Genomic DNA, 15,545 nt, shown 5'->3' on the forward strand with positions numbered 1-15,545 from the left:
GAGATGATCGCCGTCAGACCCTCGCGGATGTCCTCGCCCGCCAGGTTGTCGTCCTTCTCCCGGAGCAGCTTCTTGTCCCGCGCATAGCGGTTGACCAGGCCGGTCAACGCCGCGCGGAAGCCCTCCTCGTGGGTACCGCCCTCGTGCGTGTGGATCGTGTTCGCGAAGGAGTAGACGCCCTCGGTGTACTGCGAGTTCCACTGCATCGCGATCTCGACCGAGAGCATCCGCTCCTTGTCCTCGGCCTCGACGTCGATGACGGTCGGGTGGATGAGCTCACCCTTGCGCGAGTTGAGGTACTTCACGAAGTCGACGATGCCGCCCTCGTAGTAGTACTTCACGGTGCGCGCCGCCGGCTCGGTGACGTCCGCGTCGGGGTCGTCCGCTCCGACCGTGGCCTTCGCCGACTCGCGCTCGTCGGTCAGCGACAGGGTCAGGCCCTTGTTGAGGAAGGCCATCTCCTGGAAGCGCCGCGACAGCGTCTCGAAGGAGTATTCGGTCGTCTCGAAGATGTCCGGGTCGGCCCAGAAGGTGACCGAGGTGCCGTGCTCGTCGGTCTCCTCGTTCTTCGCGAGGGCCGCCGTCGGGGCACCGAGCTTGTAGTCCTGGGTCCAGCGGAAGCCGTCGCGCCTGACCTCGACCGCGACCTTCGTCGACAGGGCGTTCACGACGGACACGCCGACGCCGTGCAGACCACCGGAGACGGCGTAGCCGCCACCGCCGAACTTGCCGCCGGCGTGCAGGACGGTCAGCACGACCTCAAGGGCCGGCTTGCCCTCGGACGGCACGATGTCGACCGGGATGCCTCGGCCGTTGTCGACGACCTTGACCCCGCCGTCGGCGAGGATCGTCACGTCGATGGTGTCCGCGTGCCCGGCCAGCGCCTCGTCGACCGAATTGTCGACCACCTCGTAGACGAGGTGGTGCAGGCCGCGCTCACCCGTCGATCCGATGTACATGCCGGGCCGCTTGCGGACCGCGTCCAGGCCCTCCAGGACCTGGATGTTGCTTCCGGTATACGAAGATCCACCGGCCTCGGCGACCTCGCCGCCGGCGGTGGACTCGTTCTTGTCGTTGGAGTTGCCGGAATCGGCCACGAAGCGCCCTTTCTGGCACAGCACAGGCCGTACTCCGGGCCAGCAGGCATGCAAGCAGGAGCGGCTGCGTCGATCTGCGTTGTCAGCGTTTGTCACCGGTACTCGACTGGTGATCCCGCAACTGGGCGGGATTGTCTCCAGTCTACCGGTACCACTGACATGAATGGGGGTTTGCCGGTACCTGAGTACGCATGTGCCGCCCTGAACCTCCTCTCTCCGACTCCCCATATCCGGGGAGGGGCTCAAAGTGGCTCACACGGGCATCCAGAGCTTCGGGCTGTCAACCCGCGACTACCGTGAGGGACACCACCCGCGACCGGGTCCCGCCCGCCTCTCGCGGAAGGGGACCCGACAGGCCGGAAGCCGCCGCTCCCGAGGGAACGACGGCTTCGAGAAGGCCGGGGCACCGGGCGCGCGGCGCCGGCTCAGCCGTAGGTGTCGCCCGGGCCCGTGCTGCCCGGGCTGCGCCAGGGTCCGTACCGCTTCGGCCGGCCGCCCGGGCCCTGCACCTTGATCAGCCGGACGGTGCCCTGCCCGAGGTCGGCATTGAGCCGCGCCACCAGCTGCGGCGCCAGCAGCTTCAGCTGCGCCGCCCACGCCGAGGAATCGCAGCGCACGACCAGCTCGCGGTCCTCGTAGCGCTCCGGTACGCAATGGGCCGCGATCTCCGGGCCGACGATCTCCGGCCAGCGCTCCATGACGCCGGCCACCGCCATCGGCATCTCCCAGCCGCGTTCCGTGCGCAGCCGGTCCAGCGCGGCCATCAGCGGCATCGGGTCCCGACCGTCCGCCCGGGCGCCCGAGCGGAGCCCGGGTTGGTGGGGGCGCTTCTTCCCGCCGACCGCGTTGCCCCGGGCCCTGGCCTGCTCCCGGGCGGCGGCGAGGGCCTGGCGCGCCAGGTCCACCCCGGAGGGCTCCGGGGTCCTGCGCCCCTCCTGCCCGTCACCGTTCACAGGCGGGTCACCTCACCGCCGGAGACCGCGAAGCGCGTCCCCGTCAGTACGGACGGCACGTCGTCGTCCACCGCCGCCGTCACCAGGACCTGCTCTCCCGGAGCCACCAGCTCCGCGAGCCGCTCGCGGCGTCGGGCGTCGAGCTCCGCGAACACGTCGTCGAGGACCAGCACCGGCTCGGCGCCCTCCGAGCGCAGCAGCTCGTAGGACGCCAGCCGCAGCGCGAGCGCGTACGACCAGGACTCGCCGTGGCTGGCGTAGCCCTTGGCGGGGAGCTCGCCGAGGCGCAGCAGCACGTCGTCGCGGTGCGGGCCGACGAGGGTGACGCCCCGCTCGATCTCCTGCTTGCGGACCCCGGTCAGCGCGGTCAGCAGGACCTCGTGGAGCGCCTCGCGGGTGCGTGCGTCGCCGCTGTCGACCGGGTCACCGGCCGAGGACTTGTAGGTGAGGCCGAGCGGACCGCCGCCGGGCGCGAGCTGTTCGTAGGCCTTGTCGGCGAGCGGCAGCAGCGTCCCGATCAGGTCGAGCCGCTGAACGAGCAGCTCCGCGCCGACCCGGGCCAGGTGCTGGTCCCACACGTCGAGGGTCGAGAGGTCCATGGACCGGCCGCCGTGCCGGCGGGCCATCGCCGCGGACTTCAGGAGGGTGTTGCGCTGTTTGAGGACCCGCTCGTAGTCGGATCGGACGGCCGCCATCCGCGGCGACCGGGCGGTGACCAGGTCGTCCAGGAAGCGGCGGCGTTCGCCCGGGTCGCCCTTGACGAGGGCCAGGTCCTCGGGGGCGAACAGCACCGTCCGTACGATCCCCAGCACGTCCCGGGGCCTGACCTGCGAGGACCGGTTGATCCGGGCCCGGTTGGCGCGCCCCGGGTTCAGCTCCAGCTCCACCAGCTGCTGCCGTTCGCCCTGGGTGACGGCGGCCCGGATGACGGCCCGGTCCGCGCCCATGCGGACGAGGGGGGCGTCCGAGGAGACCCGGTGGCTGCCGAGCGTCGCGAGGTAGCCGACGGCCTCGACGAGGTTGGTCTTGCCCTGCCCGTTGGGCCCCACGAAAGCCGTGACGCCCGGACCGAGGGGTACCTCGGCCCGGGCGTACGAGCGGAAGTCGGCCAGGGAGAGATGCGATACGTGCATGCGGCGCCGACCTCCCCCGGCTTCCTGCTGTCGTGCTCTTGGTACTCGTGGTGCTGAGTGCTGCTGATGTTGCTCGTGGTGCCGTGTTGCTTGGGATGCGGTGCTACTTCTTCTCCACCGCGTGGCCGCCGAACTGGTTGCGCAGCGCGGCGATCATCTTCATCTGCGGGGAGTCGTCCTGGCGGGAGGCGAACCGGGCGAACAGCGAGGCCGTGATCGCCGGCAGCGGCACCGCGTTGTCGATGGCCGCCTCGACGGTCCAGCGGCCCTCGCCGGAGTCCTGCGCGAAACCGCGCAGCTGCTCCAGGTGCTCGTCCTCGTCCAGCGCGTTGACGGCGAGGTCCAGCAGCCAGGAACGGATGACCGTGCCCTCCTGCCAGGACCGGAACACCTCGCGGACGTCGGTGACCGAGTCGACCTTCTCCAGGAGCTCCCAGCCCTCGGCGTAGGCCTGCATCATGGCGTACTCGATGCCGTTGTGGACCATCTTCGCGAAGTGCCCCGCGCCGACCTTGCCCGCGTGCACGGCGCCGAAGTCACCCTCGGGCTTGAGCGCGTCGAACACCGGCTGGACGGCCGCGACGTGCTTCTCGTCGCCGCCGTACATGAGCGCGTAGCCGTTCTCCAGGCCCCAGACGCCACCGGAGACGCCGCAGTCGACGAAGCCGATGCCCTTGGCCTTCAGCTCCTCGGCGTGCTTCTCGTCGTCCGTCCAGCGCGAGTTGCCGCCGTCCACGACGATGTCGCCCGGCGAGAGCAGCTCGCCCAGCTCGTCGACGGTGGACTGGGTCGCCGCGCCGGCGGGGACCATCACCCACACCACGCGGGGGGCCTGCAGGCTGTCCACAAGTTCCCGCAGGGTGTGGACATCCGCGAGGTCCGGGTTGCGGTCGTATCCGATGACGGTGTGGCCTGCGCGGCGGATGCGCTCGCGCATGTTGCCGCCCATCTTGCCGAGACCGACGAGACCAAGCTCCATCAACTGGTTCCTTACGCGTTGTGGCCGTCGTTGCGGCGGGCTCCCCGGCGCACCGGATCACCCACCGGATCCGAGCCTACGCCGGGGCGTGCACGGCGGCCCCACGGGCCGTGGCGTCCGTCCAGGGAGTCCCCAGGCGTTCTGGACTCCCCGAGCCCCGTCCTGTGGACGCCGTCGGGCCCGGTCCCGCGACATGCGAGAACGGGCCCGACGGGTCGAACATCAGCCGGACAGACGCACCGGCATGATCAGGTACTTGTAGGCCTCGTCGGCCTCCGCGTCGACCGCGGGGCGGCCGCTGAGCAGCGCCGGCTTGGTCGAGGTGGTGAAGCTGAGCTGCGCGACCGGCGAGTCGATCGCGCTGAGGCCGTCCAGCAGGAACGTCGGGTTGAAGGCGATCGAGATGTCGTCGCCGTCCAGCTTGGCGTCGACGCGTTCCACAGCCTGTGCGTCGTCGCTGGAACCGGCCTCCAGGATCAGCACGCCCTGCTCGAAGCTCAGCCGGACCGGCGTGTTGCGCTCGGCCACGAGGGCCACGCGCTTGACGGCCTCGACGAACGGGGCGGTCTCGATCACCGCGATGGAGTTGAACTCCGTCGGGAACAGCGTGCGGTACTTCGGCAGGTCGCCTTCGAGCAGCCGGGTGGTGGTGCGGCGGCCCGCGCCCTCGAAGCCGATGAGGCCCTCGCCGGCGCCGGAGCCCGAGAGCGCCAGGGTGACGGTGTCACCGCTCGTGAGGGACTTGGCGGTGTCCAGGAGGGTCTTCGCGGGCACCAGGGCCACGGCGGAGGCCTCCGGGTTCTCCGGCTTCCACAGGAACTCGCGGACCGCGAAGCGGTAGCGGTCGGTGGAGGCCAGGGTGACGCGGTCGCCCTCGATCTCGATGCGGACACCGGTCAGCACGGGCAGCGTGTCGTCGCGGCCGGCGGCGATGGCGACCTGGGCCGCGGCGGAGGCGAAGACCTCACCGGGCACGGTGCCGGTCGCGGTCGGCATCTGCGGCAGCGCCGGGTACTCCTCCACAGGCAGGGTGTGGAGTGTGAATCGCGAGGAGCCGCAGACCACGGTCGCCCGTACACCGTCTGTGGAAATCTCCACCGGCCGGTTGGGCAGGGCGCGGCAGATGTCGGCGAGCAGGCGGCCGGACACCAGGACGGTCCCGTCCTCCTCGACGTCCGCCTCGACGGAGACCCGGGCCGAGACCTCGTAGTCGAAGCCGGAGAGGGACAGCGTGCCCTCCTCGGCCTTCAGCAGCAGGCCCGCGAGTACCGGCACCGGCGGCCGGGCCGGGAGGCTGCGGGCAGCCCAGGCCACCGCCTCTGCGAGTACGTCGCGCTCCACCCGGATCTTCACCGGAACCGCCTCCTGCTGTTGCTCGCTCGTCTGCCGGCCATCGTCGTCGGCTCGTCGGTGCCTCGACCGGTTGCCGGGGACCAGTCTGACGTACGGCGCCGACACTCGTTGCGGCCGGCGGTCAAGTCGCCACCGAGGCGTCGGCGAGGGCGATCGACGAGTTGTGCACAGGACCCGCTTGAAAACGGAATCCGGCCTAACTCTCCATGGGGGTAGTAGTAGGGCCTGTGGAAACGGTGGATAAGCCCGTTTTCCCAGGTCAGGCCCAGTTTTTTATCCCCACACCCTGTGGGTGGCACCGGTGGACAACACGGTGTCCCTGTGGAGAACGAAAACTTCTGCACAGGCCGTCCCCAGACGACCCTCACTACTCCACAGGTGTGTCCCCAGCTTTTCCCCAGTGCTCCACAGACCAAACGTCGACATCCGTGTGACGGCTTTCACTCGGGGCGGTGACGGGAGGTGCCGGGTTGCCGAACAGTGGACAACGGTGTGGAGAACCCTCGGGAACCTGTGCACAGGGTGCGCGAACCTGTGGGCCGCCGGTGGACGAAGCCGTGGATGAGCCTGTGGACGAATTTTCTGTCCACAGGCTGTGGATCCGGCTTGCGCACAATTCCACAGGCGGCTGACCTGCCCTGATGGGCCCTCAACCTGCGGCCCTGTGGACAGATTGTGGGCGCCGCGCACTGTCCTCAGGCTGTGGACGAAAGAAAGTCGGCCAATCTGTGGATGAGTTGCTGCCCAGGGGGCGTATTCGAACAGAGCAGGGGCGCACGCACGGAAAAAGGCGCCCCCGGAAAGGCCCGGAAGCGCCCTGTTCTCGCGTTTGGAGGGTCCTGGCACGGCTGCCCGGAGCCCGCGTCAGGCGTTCTTGATGCGGTTGGTGAGCTCCGTGACCTGGTTGTAGATCGACCGTCGTTCCGCCATCAGAGCCCGGATCTTGCGGTCCGCGTGCATGACGGTGGTGTGGTCGCGGCCGCCGAACTGCGCCCCGATCTTGGGCAGTGACAGGTCGGTGAGCTCCCGGCACAGGTACATGGCGATCTGTCGCGCCGTGACCAGCACCCGGCTCCGCGAGGAGCCGCACAGGTCGTCCACGGTCAGCCCGAAGTAGTCGGCGGTGGCCGCCATGATGTCGGAGGCGGTGATCTCGGGCGCGCTGTCCTCGCCGCCCGGGATCAGGTTCTTCAGCACGTCCTCGGCGAGCCCGAGGTCGACCGGCTGCCGGTTGAGGCTCGCGAACGCCGTGACCCGGATCAGCGCCCCCTCCAGCTCGCGGATGTTGCGCGAGATGCGGGAGGCGATGAACTCCAGTACCTCCGGAGGGGCGTTGAGCTGCTCCTGGACGGCCTTCTTGCGCAGGATCGCGATGCGCGTCTCCAGCTCGGGCGGCTGGACGTCGGTGATCAGGCCCCACTCGAAGCGGTTGCGGAGCCGGTCCTCCAGGGTGACGAGCTGCTTGGGCGGCCGGTCCGAGGACAGCACGATCTGCTTGTTGGCGTTGTGCAGCGTGTTGAAGGTGTGGAAGAACTCCTCCTGCGTCGACTCCTTGCTCGCGAGGAACTGGATGTCGTCGACCAGCAGGATGTCCATCTCGCGGTAGCGCTTGCGGAAGGCGTCGCCCTTTCCGTCGCGGATGGAGTTGATGAACTCGTTGGTGAACTCCTCGGAGCTCACGTACCGCACCCGGGTGCCCGGGTAGAGGCTCCGCGCGTAGTGCCCGATGGCGTGCAGCAGGTGCGTCTTCCCGAGGCCCGACTCCCCGTAGATGAAGAGGGGGTTGTACGCCTTCGCCGGCGCCTCGGCCACGGCCACCGCGGCGGCGTGCGCGAAGCGGTTGGAGGCGCCGATGACGAAGGTGTCGAAGAGGTACTTGGGGTTCAGCCGGGCCGTCGGCTCCAACGGCCCCGACGTGGAACCACCGGACGACGCGGGCGGCGGCGCGGGCCGGCCGGGGGCCGGGCGCGGCGAGGGCTGCTCGTACTGCTGGTTCTCGTACTTCTGCTGCTCGTACTTCTGCTGTTCGTAGGAGGACTGCTCCCCGTACCCGGACTGCTCGTAGGAGCCCTGGTCGTAGCCGCCGGGGTCGGGCTGCTGGAGGTAGCCCGGCTGCGGCGAGGCGTACGGGTCCCGCTCGGGGAAGCCGCCGAGCCGTTGCTGCTGCCAGCCGTAGTCGTCCTGCTGTCCGCCCCGGGGCCAGGCGCCGGGCTCGGGGCGCTGCTGCTGGTAGTCCGGATAAGCGGGGCGGGCGGTGGGGAGATCGTCGCCCGGGCCGGTGTGACCGGTGTGACCGCCGGGTCGCTGACCGCCGTACGGCTCGTAACCCTCCCGCTGGGCCGAGGGGGGCGGGGAGGACGGCGCGGGTTCGCCCGCGGAGTCGTCGACGGTGATGGCGATGCGGATGGGCCGGCCGCACTCACGGCTCAGCGCATCGCTGATCAGCGGGGCGAGCCGGCCTTCGAGGACGCGCTTGCCCCACTCGTTGGGGACGGCCAGCAACGCGGTGTCGGCGACCAGGGCCAGCGGCTGGCATCGTTCGACCCACTGCTTGTCCTTGGGCTCGATGCCTTGCTGACCCTCGCCGAGCAGCTTCTCCAGCACGCGTGGCCACACTGCGGCAAGATCGGCAGGTACGTCAGCCACAGAGCACGCTCTCTCACAGGGGTCCCGTCCCACGAAGGTGTGGTTCTTTGGGACGGTCGGGACAAAAAACAGGGATCAGGCAACGGTAGTCAGGCCGGTGGCCACGGTTCAAGTCGTTGTCCACAGCCTGTGCACAGTGTGCGGCAGGCGGGCTCGGTTTGACCGGATGGCGTAGCCGCGCGTACCGTGACGAGGTCGAATTGTCGATGGCTGCTGCCGCCTGCCTACCGATGGGCGAAGGTCACGTCAGTGATCATTTAGCGGTGTCCACTCGGGCGAACACGCGAGTTCCTCGTGGGCGCACGGTGACAGCCAGGCGATGTACCGCCATAACGATTCATTCTCTGGAGCCCCCGAGTGAGCAAGCGCACCTTCCAGCCGAACAACCGCCGTCGTGCCAAGACCCACGGCTTCCGCCTGCGGATGCGTACCCGTGCCGGTCGCGCGATCCTCGCGAACCGTCGTGGCAAGGGCCGCGCCGCCCTTTCCGCGTAACAACGCGCAGGTCGTGACGTCGTGCTGTCTCCCGAAAATCGGCTGAGGCGGCGTGAGGACTTCGCGAGCGCGGTGCGCCGAGGCCGGCGGGCAGGACGCCCGCTCCTCGTCGTCCACCTAAGAACAAGCGGTGCAACGGACCCGCACGCGGCGGGGGAGATCGATCCCTCGCCGCGTGCGGGTTTCGTCGTCAGCAAGGCCGTCGGCGTCGCGGTCGTCCGTAACCGGGTGAAGCGTCGTCTGCGCCATCTTGTCCGCGACCGGCTGGCACAGCTGCCCGCCGGTAGCCTGGTGGTAGTGCGGGCCCTGCCCGGATCGGGCGATGCCGGCCACGACGAGCTGGCCCGTGACCTGGACGCCGCCTTGGCGCGGCTGCTGGGAGGCGTGGCTCGATGAAGTACCCGCTGCTCGCTTTGATCAAGCTGTACCAGTGGACGATCAGTCCGCTGCTCGGGCCGGTGTGCCGCTACTACCCCTCGTGCTCGCACTACGGGTTCGCGGCCATCGACCGGCATGGTGCGGTGAAGGGGACGGTTCTAACCGCCTGGCGGATCCTGCGGTGCAATCCGTGGTCCCCGGGCGGTGTGGATCATGTCCCACCCCGGAAACGCCCGCGTTGGCACGAGCAGCTGCGCAGTGCGTTGCGTAGATCTCGCAATGCTCAAGGAGCCTGATTAGTGGACACGATTGCCAGTCTGTTCAGCTTTATCACCACACCCGTTTCGTGGATCATCGTTCAGTTCCACTCCCTGTACGGGGCGATCTTCGGTGCGGACAGTGGATGGGCCTGGGGCCTGTCCATCGTGTCCCTGGTGATCCTGATCCGTATCTGTCTGATCCCGCTCTTCGTGAAGCAGATCAAGGCGACGCGGGGCATGCAGGCGCTCCAGCCGAAGATGAAGGCGATCCAGGAGCGCTACAAGAACGACAAGCAGCGTCAGTCCGAAGAGATGATGAAGCTGTACAAGGAGACGGGTACCAACCCGCTCTCCTCGTGCCTTCCCATCCTGGCGCAGTCCCCGTTCTTCTTCGCGCTGTACCACGTGCTCGCGAGCATCGCCAACGGCGAGACCATCGGCGTCATCAACCAGTCGCTGCTGGAGAGCGCCCGTCAGGCGCACATCTTCGGCGCCCCGCTGGCGGCGAAGTTCACCGACAGCGCCGCGAAGGTCGCCGAGCTGGACGCCTCGATCACCAACGTGCGGATCGTCACCGCCGTCATGATCGTCCTGATGTCGCTGTCGCAGTTCTACACCCAGCGCCAGCTGATGCAGAAGAACGTCGACCTTTCGGTCAAGACCCCCTTCATGCAGCAGCAGAAGATGCTGATGTACATCTTCCCCGTGATCTTCGCGGTGATGGGCATCAACTTCCCCGTCGGTGTCCTCGTCTACTGGCTGACCACGAACGTGTGGACCATGGGCCAGCAGATGTACGTGATCAACCAGAACCCGACGCCGGGCAGCAAGGCGCAGGACGAGTACCTGACCCGGCTGCTCAAGCGGGTCGGCGCGCACGGCACCGTCAAGGGCCGGAGCAAGAAGAAGATCGTCGCTGCGATCGTGGCCAAGGGCTCGGAGCGCAACGACAACGAGCGGAAGTTCATCACCGCGCTCACCAAGCAGGGCATGGCCGCGCAGGCGGACGGCTCTGTGATCAAGAGTACTGAGGCCACCGCGGATGCGGATGCGGCGAGCGGTGGTGTCGCGACGAAGCGGCAGCAGCCGAAGCGGCAGACGAAGGCGAAGCGTCAGACGCCCCCCAGCAAGCCCTCCAAGAAGTAAGAAGGAGTCCCTCCCGTGACGGAAGGCACCACCACGGCCGCCGCTGAGAGTGGCGACACCCTGACCCGCCTTGAGCAGGAGGGTGAGATCGCGGCCGACTACCTTGAGGGTCTGCTGGACATCGCCGACCTGGACGGCGACATCGACATGGACGTCGAGGCCGACCGGGCCGCCGTGTCCATCGTCAGCGACTCCTCCGGCCGTGAGCTGCAGAAGCTCGTGGGCCGCGACGGCGAGGTCCTGGAGGCCCTGCAGGAGCTGACGCGGCTGGCCGTGCACCGGGAGACCGGCGACCGGAGCCGGCTGATGCTGGACATCGCCGGGTTCCGGGCGAAGAAGCGCGAGGAGCTCACGGCCCTGGGTGCCCAGGCCGCGGCGGACGTGAAGGGATCGGGCGAGCCGCTGAAGCTGGCTCCGATGACCCCGTTCGAGCGCAAGGTCGTCCACGACGCGGTGGCGGCCGCCGGGCTGAAGAGCGAGTCCGAGGGCGAGGAGCCGCAGCGCTTCGTCGTTGTGCTCCCGGCCTGACCGGAAGATCATGTGGTCGGCCCCGTCTGTGTCGCAGGCGGGGCCGATGTTTGTAAGCCTGACAGTTGAACGGCACGGTTTTGGTGTGAGCGGTTCTGTACGGAAGGACGGTCCCCGTGACGGAGGCAGCTGAGCTTCCCCAGGCGCCCGAAGAGGCGCGCGCGGTGTTCGGTGAATTTTTCCCGGAAGCTGTGCGGTATGCGGAGCTGCTGGCGGATGCGGGGGTCCAGCGCGGTCTGATCGGCCCGCGCGAGGTGCCCCGCCTGTGGGAGCGGCACCTGCTGAACTGCGCGGTCCTGTCGGAGGTGGTGCCCGAGGGCGTCACCGTCTGCGACGTGGGATCGGGCGCGGGGCTGCCCGGCATCCCCCTCGCCCTGGTCCGCCGGGACCTCAAGATCACTCTGCTGGAGCCCCTGCTCCGCCGCACCAACTTCCTCCAGGAAGCCGTGGAGCTGCTGGGGCTGGACCACGTCACGGTGGTGCGCGGGCGGGCCGAGGAGATGCTCGGCAAGGTCCAGCCGGTGCACGTGGTGACGGCCCGCGCGGTGGCGCCCCTGGACCGCCTGGCGGGTTGGGGCGTACCGCTGCTGCGGCCGTACGGCGAGATGCTGGCGCTCAAGGGCGACACCGCGGATGAGGAGCTGGTGGCGGCCAAGGTCGCGCTGGCCAAGCTCGGCGTGGTGAAGACCTCGGTGCTCCAGGTCGGCGAGGGCATCGTCGACCCCATGTCGACGGTCGTCCGCGTCGAGGTCGGAGAAAGCCCCGGCGGGGTGAGGTTTGCGGCCAAGCGGGCTAAGGCCGCGCGGACGAGCAGGACCCGCCGGCGCCGCTGAACCGGCATCGGTGACCGGACGGGGCCGGGGATTCCGGGCGCGTTGGGCCCTATAGGTGCGGATTCCGGAGTGTCGTAAGGGCCTGCAGACCCGGTCCGGGCATCGTGTTTCACGTGAAACGTCGCTCTCTGCTGCACGGAATCATCAGCCGCGGCCGTGCGGCTGCCGCCCCCCGTTCCCGCAAGGAAGCGGGGGGTACGGGGTTGTCCACATCGGTGGATTCATCCACAGGAGTACGGGCCCCGCTGGTTCGCGACCCCGGTGACATGGCAGGCTCTGTTCATCGCGAGCCCGCTGCCGAGGAGAGTGACACCGTGCGGTCCGACGCCAACCTCGCGGGGCCGATGACCGATCCGGTCCCAGGTCCCCGCTCTGAATCGCCTGGCGATGTTTCACGTGAAACATCGCCACCACCCCTCGTCGACAACGACGACATCGGCGAGGGTCCCGTCGGCCGTGCCGCCCAGCAGGCCATCGAGGCCCTGGGGCGGTCCGGTGCCGCTCTGCCGAGGCCCGCTGACACCCGCGTCATGGTGGTGGCCAACCAGAAGGGCGGCGTCGGCAAGACCACGACGACCGTGAACCTGGCCGCCTCGCTGGCCCTGCACGGCGCCCGGGTCCTCGTGATCGACCTCGACCCGCAGGGCAACGCGTCCACGGCGCTGGGCATCGACCACCACGCCGAGGTCCCGTCGATCTACGACGTCCTGGTGGACAGCCGTCCGCTGATGGAAGTCGTTCAGCCCGTGGTCGACGTGGAGGGGCTCTTCTGCGCTCCCGCCACGATCGACCTGGCCGGCGCGGAGATCGAGCTGGTATCGCTGGTCGCCCGCGAGAGCCGGCTCCAGCGGGCGATCCAGGCCTACGAGCAGCCGCTCGACTACATCCTGATCGACTGCCCGCCCTCGCTGGGCCTGCTGACCGTGAACGCCATGGTCGCGGGTGCGGAGGTGCTGATCCCGATCCAGTGCGAGTACTACGCACTCGAAGGCCTCGGCCAGCTGTTGCGCAACGTCGACCTGGTGCGGTCCCACCTGAACCCGACGCTGCACGTGTCGACCATCCTGCTGACGATGTACGACGGCAGGACGCGACTGGCCTCGCAGGTGGCGGAGGAGGTGCGCACGCACTTCGGCAAGGAGGTGCTGCGCACCAGCATTCCGCGCTCGGTGCGCATCTCGGAGGCTCCGAGCTACGGCCAGACGGTACTCACGTACGACCCGGGTTCCAGCGGTGCGCTCTCCTACCTGGAGGCGGCGCGGGAGATCGCGATGCGCGGTGCCGGAATCCATTACGACGCCCGGACCGCCCACGTGGGCGCGGGTACGAACAGCACGCAGAGTGTGGCGGAGGGGATCCAGTGAGTGAGCGACGTAGGGGGCTGGGGCGGGGGCTCGCGGCGCTGATCCCGGCTGCTCCGCAGGAGAAGACACCGGTCGGCGCGGGGTCGACGTCGCCGTCGGCGATGCCGACGCTGACGTCGGAGCGGGGCATCGCCGCGGCGAAGCTGGCTTCGCTGTCGCAGGCGGCCGTTTCACGTGAAACGCCGGGGCCGGAGCCGGTGCTGGAGCAGGTGGCGGAGAGCGTTGCCGAGCCCACGGAACCGGAGACCGGCGGGGCTGCGGTGGCCATGTTCGCCGAGCTTCCCCTGGACAGCATCAAGCCCAACCCGCGCCAGCCGCGCGAGGTGTTCGATGAGGACGCCCTGGCGGAGTTGGTGACCTCGATCCAGGAGGTGGGCCTCCTCCAGCCGGTGGTCGTTCGGCAGGCCGGTCCCGGGGCCTACGAGCTGATCATGGGTGAGAGGCGGCTGCGGGCCTGCAAGGAGGCCGGACTGGAGCGGATTCCCGCGATCGTCCGGGCGACGGAGGACGACAAGCTCCTGCTGGACGCCCTCCTGGAGAACCTGCACCGGGCACAGCTGAACCCGTTGGAGGAGGCGGAGGCGTACGACCAGCTCCTCCACGACTTCAAGTGCACCCACGACCAGCTGGCGGACCGGATCGGACGCTCCCGTCCGCAGGTCTCGAACACCCTTCGGCTGCTGAAACTGCCGCCCAAGGTGCGGCTCAAGGTGGCGGCGGGCGTGCTGTCGGCGGGACACGCGCGGGCACTGCTGCCGGTGGAGGACGCCGAGCAGCAGGAGCTGCTGGCGGCGAGGATCGTGGAAGAGGGCCTCTCGGTACGCACGGTCGAGGAGATCGTGTTCCTGATGGGCTCGGAGTCCACGAGCCCGGTGAAGCCCAAGGGCCCCAGGGCCGGAGCCCGGGTGGCACCGGCGCTGAGCGAACTGGCGACGCGGCTCTCGGACCGGTTCGAGACGCGGGTGAAGGTGGACCTGGGGCAGAAGAAGGGCAAGATCACCGTCGAGTTCGCGTCCATGGAGGACCTGGAGCGGATTCTGGGCACCCTGGCGCCGGGCGAGGGACGGGTGCTGGAGCAGGGTCAGGGGCAGTCCGGGGAGTAGTACGGATGGCCTCAGGGGGCGGGTCGACCCGGCGGAAGCCGGGGCGGCCCGCCTTTTCAGCCCCCTTTTCGGCAGCGCCCTCCTTCCACGGACACCCGGAGCCGTCCGCACTCGAAGGGCGAGGGGCCTGTGGATACGATGCCGTCATGGGGCGTCGGCTGGTACCACTCACGCTGGACAACCTCCAGGACCTGCCCAAGCGTTGCCGGAACTGCGTGTTCTGGGAACTGGACCCCGTCAGCGGTGAGGCCGCGGTCAAGGCGGGCACAGCGGAGGTTCAGAAGGAGGCCTGGATCTCCGCCGTCCTACTGGACTGGGGTTCCTGCGGCCGGGTGGTCTACGTGGACGAGGTCCCCGTGGGCTTCGTCCTCTACGCTCCGCCCGCCTACGTCCCGAGGGCGGCCTCGTTCCCCACCAGCCCGGTGTCCCCGGACGCGGTCCAGTTGATCACGGCATGGATCATGCCGGGGTATCAGGGGCAGGGCTTGGGACGGGTGATGGTGCAGACGGTCGCCAAGGACCTGCTGCGCCGGGGCTTCAAGGCGATCGAGGCGTTCGGTGACGCGCGGTGGGAGCGGCCGGCGTGTCTGCTGCCGGCCGACCACCTGCTCTCGGTGGGCTTCAAGACGGTCCGCCCGCATCCGGCACACCCGAGGCTCCGCCTGGAACTGCGGACGACCCTGTCGTGGAAGGAAGACGTGGAGCTGGCCCTGGACCGGCTGCTCGGCGGGGCGCGCAAGGAACCGGCGCTGCGTCCGTTGTGAGCGGGACACGACCATGCGACCCGACCCGCGGGTCCGACCGGACCCGAATGTGCGACGTGTCCTGAACGTGGGACGTGTCCCGAACGTGGGACGTGTCCTGAACGTGCGAAACGGGGCCGCCCTTTGAAGGGCGGCCCCGTTTCACGTGAAACAGCGGCTCGTCAGACGGTCTTGGCCTCGACGAAGTCCGAGAGGTCACGCAGGATGGCGGCCTTCGGCTTGGCGCCCACGATGGTCTTGGCGACCTCGCCACCCTGGTAGACGTTCAGGGTCGGGATGGACATGACCCCGTACTTGGCGGCCGTGGCCGGGTTCTGGTCGATGTTGAGCTTGACGATCTCGATCTGATCGCCGTACTCGGCGGCAATGGCCTCCAGCGAGGGCGCGATCTGGCGGCACGGACCGCACCACTCGGCCCAGAAGTCCACCAGCACGGGCTTGTCGCTGGCGAGGACGACGGTGTCGAAGTCGGCGTCGGTCACGTTCTTGAGGTTGCCGGCCACAGCGGGCTCC

The 15,545-nt window shown here is 69.1% G+C and carries 15 protein-coding genes and 2 pseudogenes; 9 read left to right on the forward strand and 8 right to left on the reverse strand.

Annotated features, from left to right (window positions below):
* The 7 genes and pseudogenes from ACZ58N_RS22390 to dnaA (ACZ58N_RS22420) all read right to left on the reverse strand — a co-directional run.
* Positions 1-1,121 (reverse strand): ATP-binding protein (locus tag ACZ58N_RS22390; protein ID WP_471162635.1); only part of this gene is annotated, 1,121 nt, incomplete at its 3' end.
* A 401-nt stretch (positions 1,122-1,522) separates the two neighbouring features.
* The gene (locus ACZ58N_RS22395; protein ID WP_471162638.1) at positions 1,523-2,050 is read right to left on the reverse strand and encodes a DciA family protein; all 528 of its coding nucleotides are present in this window, start codon (positions 2,048-2,050) and stop codon (positions 1,523-1,525) included.
* Positions 2,047-3,183, reverse strand: a complete 1,137-nt coding sequence (gene recF / locus ACZ58N_RS22400) for a DNA replication/repair protein RecF (protein ID WP_471162640.1) — start codon at positions 3,181-3,183, stop codon at positions 2,047-2,049. The genes ACZ58N_RS22395 and recF overlap by 4 nt, the downstream gene beginning before the upstream one ends.
* 103 nt (positions 3,184-3,286) lie before the next feature.
* Positions 3,287-4,162, reverse strand: a complete 876-nt coding sequence (gene gnd, locus ACZ58N_RS22405) for a phosphogluconate dehydrogenase (NAD(+)-dependent, decarboxylating) (RefSeq protein ID WP_383987256.1) — start codon at positions 4,160-4,162, stop codon at positions 3,287-3,289.
* 222 nt (positions 4,163-4,384) lie between these two features.
* Positions 4,385-5,515: a DNA polymerase III subunit beta gene (gene dnaN / locus ACZ58N_RS22410; RefSeq protein ID WP_471162643.1), complete on the reverse strand. Its 1,131-nt coding sequence runs from the start codon at positions 5,513-5,515 to the stop codon at positions 4,385-4,387.
* 864 nt (positions 5,516-6,379) lie between these two features.
* Positions 6,380-7,549, reverse strand: a pseudogene (gene dnaA, locus ACZ58N_RS22415) (chromosomal replication initiator protein DnaA); the annotation flags it as partial.
* Between the two features lie 80 nt (positions 7,550-7,629).
* Positions 7,630-8,161 (reverse strand): annotated as a pseudogene (gene dnaA, locus ACZ58N_RS22420) (chromosomal replication initiator protein DnaA); the annotation flags it as partial.
* Between the two features lie 357 nt (positions 8,162-8,518).
* Between dnaA (ACZ58N_RS22420) and rpmH the strand changes: the two are divergent.
* From rpmH to ACZ58N_RS22465, 9 genes are all read left to right on the forward strand, one after another.
* Entirely contained in the window at positions 8,519-8,656 is a 138-nt protein-coding gene (gene rpmH, locus ACZ58N_RS22425) for a 50S ribosomal protein L34 (protein WP_008741645.1), read from the forward strand.
* A 21-nt stretch (positions 8,657-8,677) separates the two neighbouring features.
* Positions 8,678-9,052, forward strand: coding sequence for a ribonuclease P protein component (rnpA, locus tag ACZ58N_RS22430; protein WP_471162645.1), 375 nt, complete (start codon positions 8,678-8,680; stop codon positions 9,050-9,052).
* The gene (gene yidD / locus ACZ58N_RS22435) at positions 9,049-9,330 is read left to right on the forward strand and encodes a membrane protein insertion efficiency factor YidD (protein WP_383987261.1); all 282 of its coding nucleotides are present in this window, start codon (positions 9,049-9,051) and stop codon (positions 9,328-9,330) included. Before rnpA ends, yidD begins: the two co-directional genes overlap by 4 nt.
* Positions 9,331-9,333: 3 nt before the next feature.
* Positions 9,334-10,440 (forward strand): membrane protein insertase YidC, encoded by a 1,107-nt coding sequence (yidC, locus tag ACZ58N_RS22440; protein ID WP_471162648.1) that lies wholly within the window; start codon positions 9,334-9,336, stop codon positions 10,438-10,440.
* A 15-nt stretch (positions 10,441-10,455) separates the two neighbouring features.
* On the forward strand, positions 10,456-10,968 hold the full coding sequence (locus ACZ58N_RS22445) for a Jag family protein (protein WP_385572844.1): 513 nt from the start codon (positions 10,456-10,458) through the stop codon (positions 10,966-10,968).
* A gap of 116 nt (positions 10,969-11,084) precedes the next feature.
* Positions 11,085-11,801 carry a 16S rRNA (guanine(527)-N(7))-methyltransferase RsmG gene (gene rsmG, locus ACZ58N_RS22450; RefSeq protein WP_471162652.1) on the forward strand — a complete coding sequence of 239 codons (717 nt, stop codon included), beginning with the start codon at positions 11,085-11,087 and terminating at the stop codon, positions 11,799-11,801.
* Positions 11,802-12,067: 266 nt separating this feature from the next.
* Positions 12,068-13,165 (forward strand): ParA family protein, encoded by a 1,098-nt coding sequence (locus tag ACZ58N_RS22455; RefSeq protein WP_471162655.1) that lies wholly within the window; start codon positions 12,068-12,070, stop codon positions 13,163-13,165.
* On the forward strand, positions 13,162-14,268 hold the full coding sequence (locus ACZ58N_RS22460; RefSeq protein ID WP_471162658.1) for a ParB/RepB/Spo0J family partition protein: 1,107 nt from the start codon (positions 13,162-13,164) through the stop codon (positions 14,266-14,268). The genes ACZ58N_RS22455 and ACZ58N_RS22460 overlap by 4 nt, the downstream gene beginning before the upstream one ends.
* Before the next feature lie 146 nt (positions 14,269-14,414).
* Positions 14,415-15,032 carry a GNAT family N-acetyltransferase gene (locus tag ACZ58N_RS22465; RefSeq protein ID WP_471162660.1) on the forward strand — a complete coding sequence of 206 codons (618 nt, stop codon included), beginning with the start codon at positions 14,415-14,417 and terminating at the stop codon, positions 15,030-15,032.
* A gap of 161 nt (positions 15,033-15,193) precedes the next feature.
* Here ACZ58N_RS22465 and trxA read toward each other — a convergent pair whose 3' ends face one another.
* A complete protein-coding gene (gene trxA, locus ACZ58N_RS22470; RefSeq protein WP_389699912.1) occupies positions 15,194-15,535 on the reverse strand; it encodes a thioredoxin in 342 nt (113 codons plus the stop codon).
* Positions 15,536-15,545 lie beyond the last annotated feature (10 nt).

The organism is Streptomyces sp. NPDC040432, from assembly GCF_055595445.1.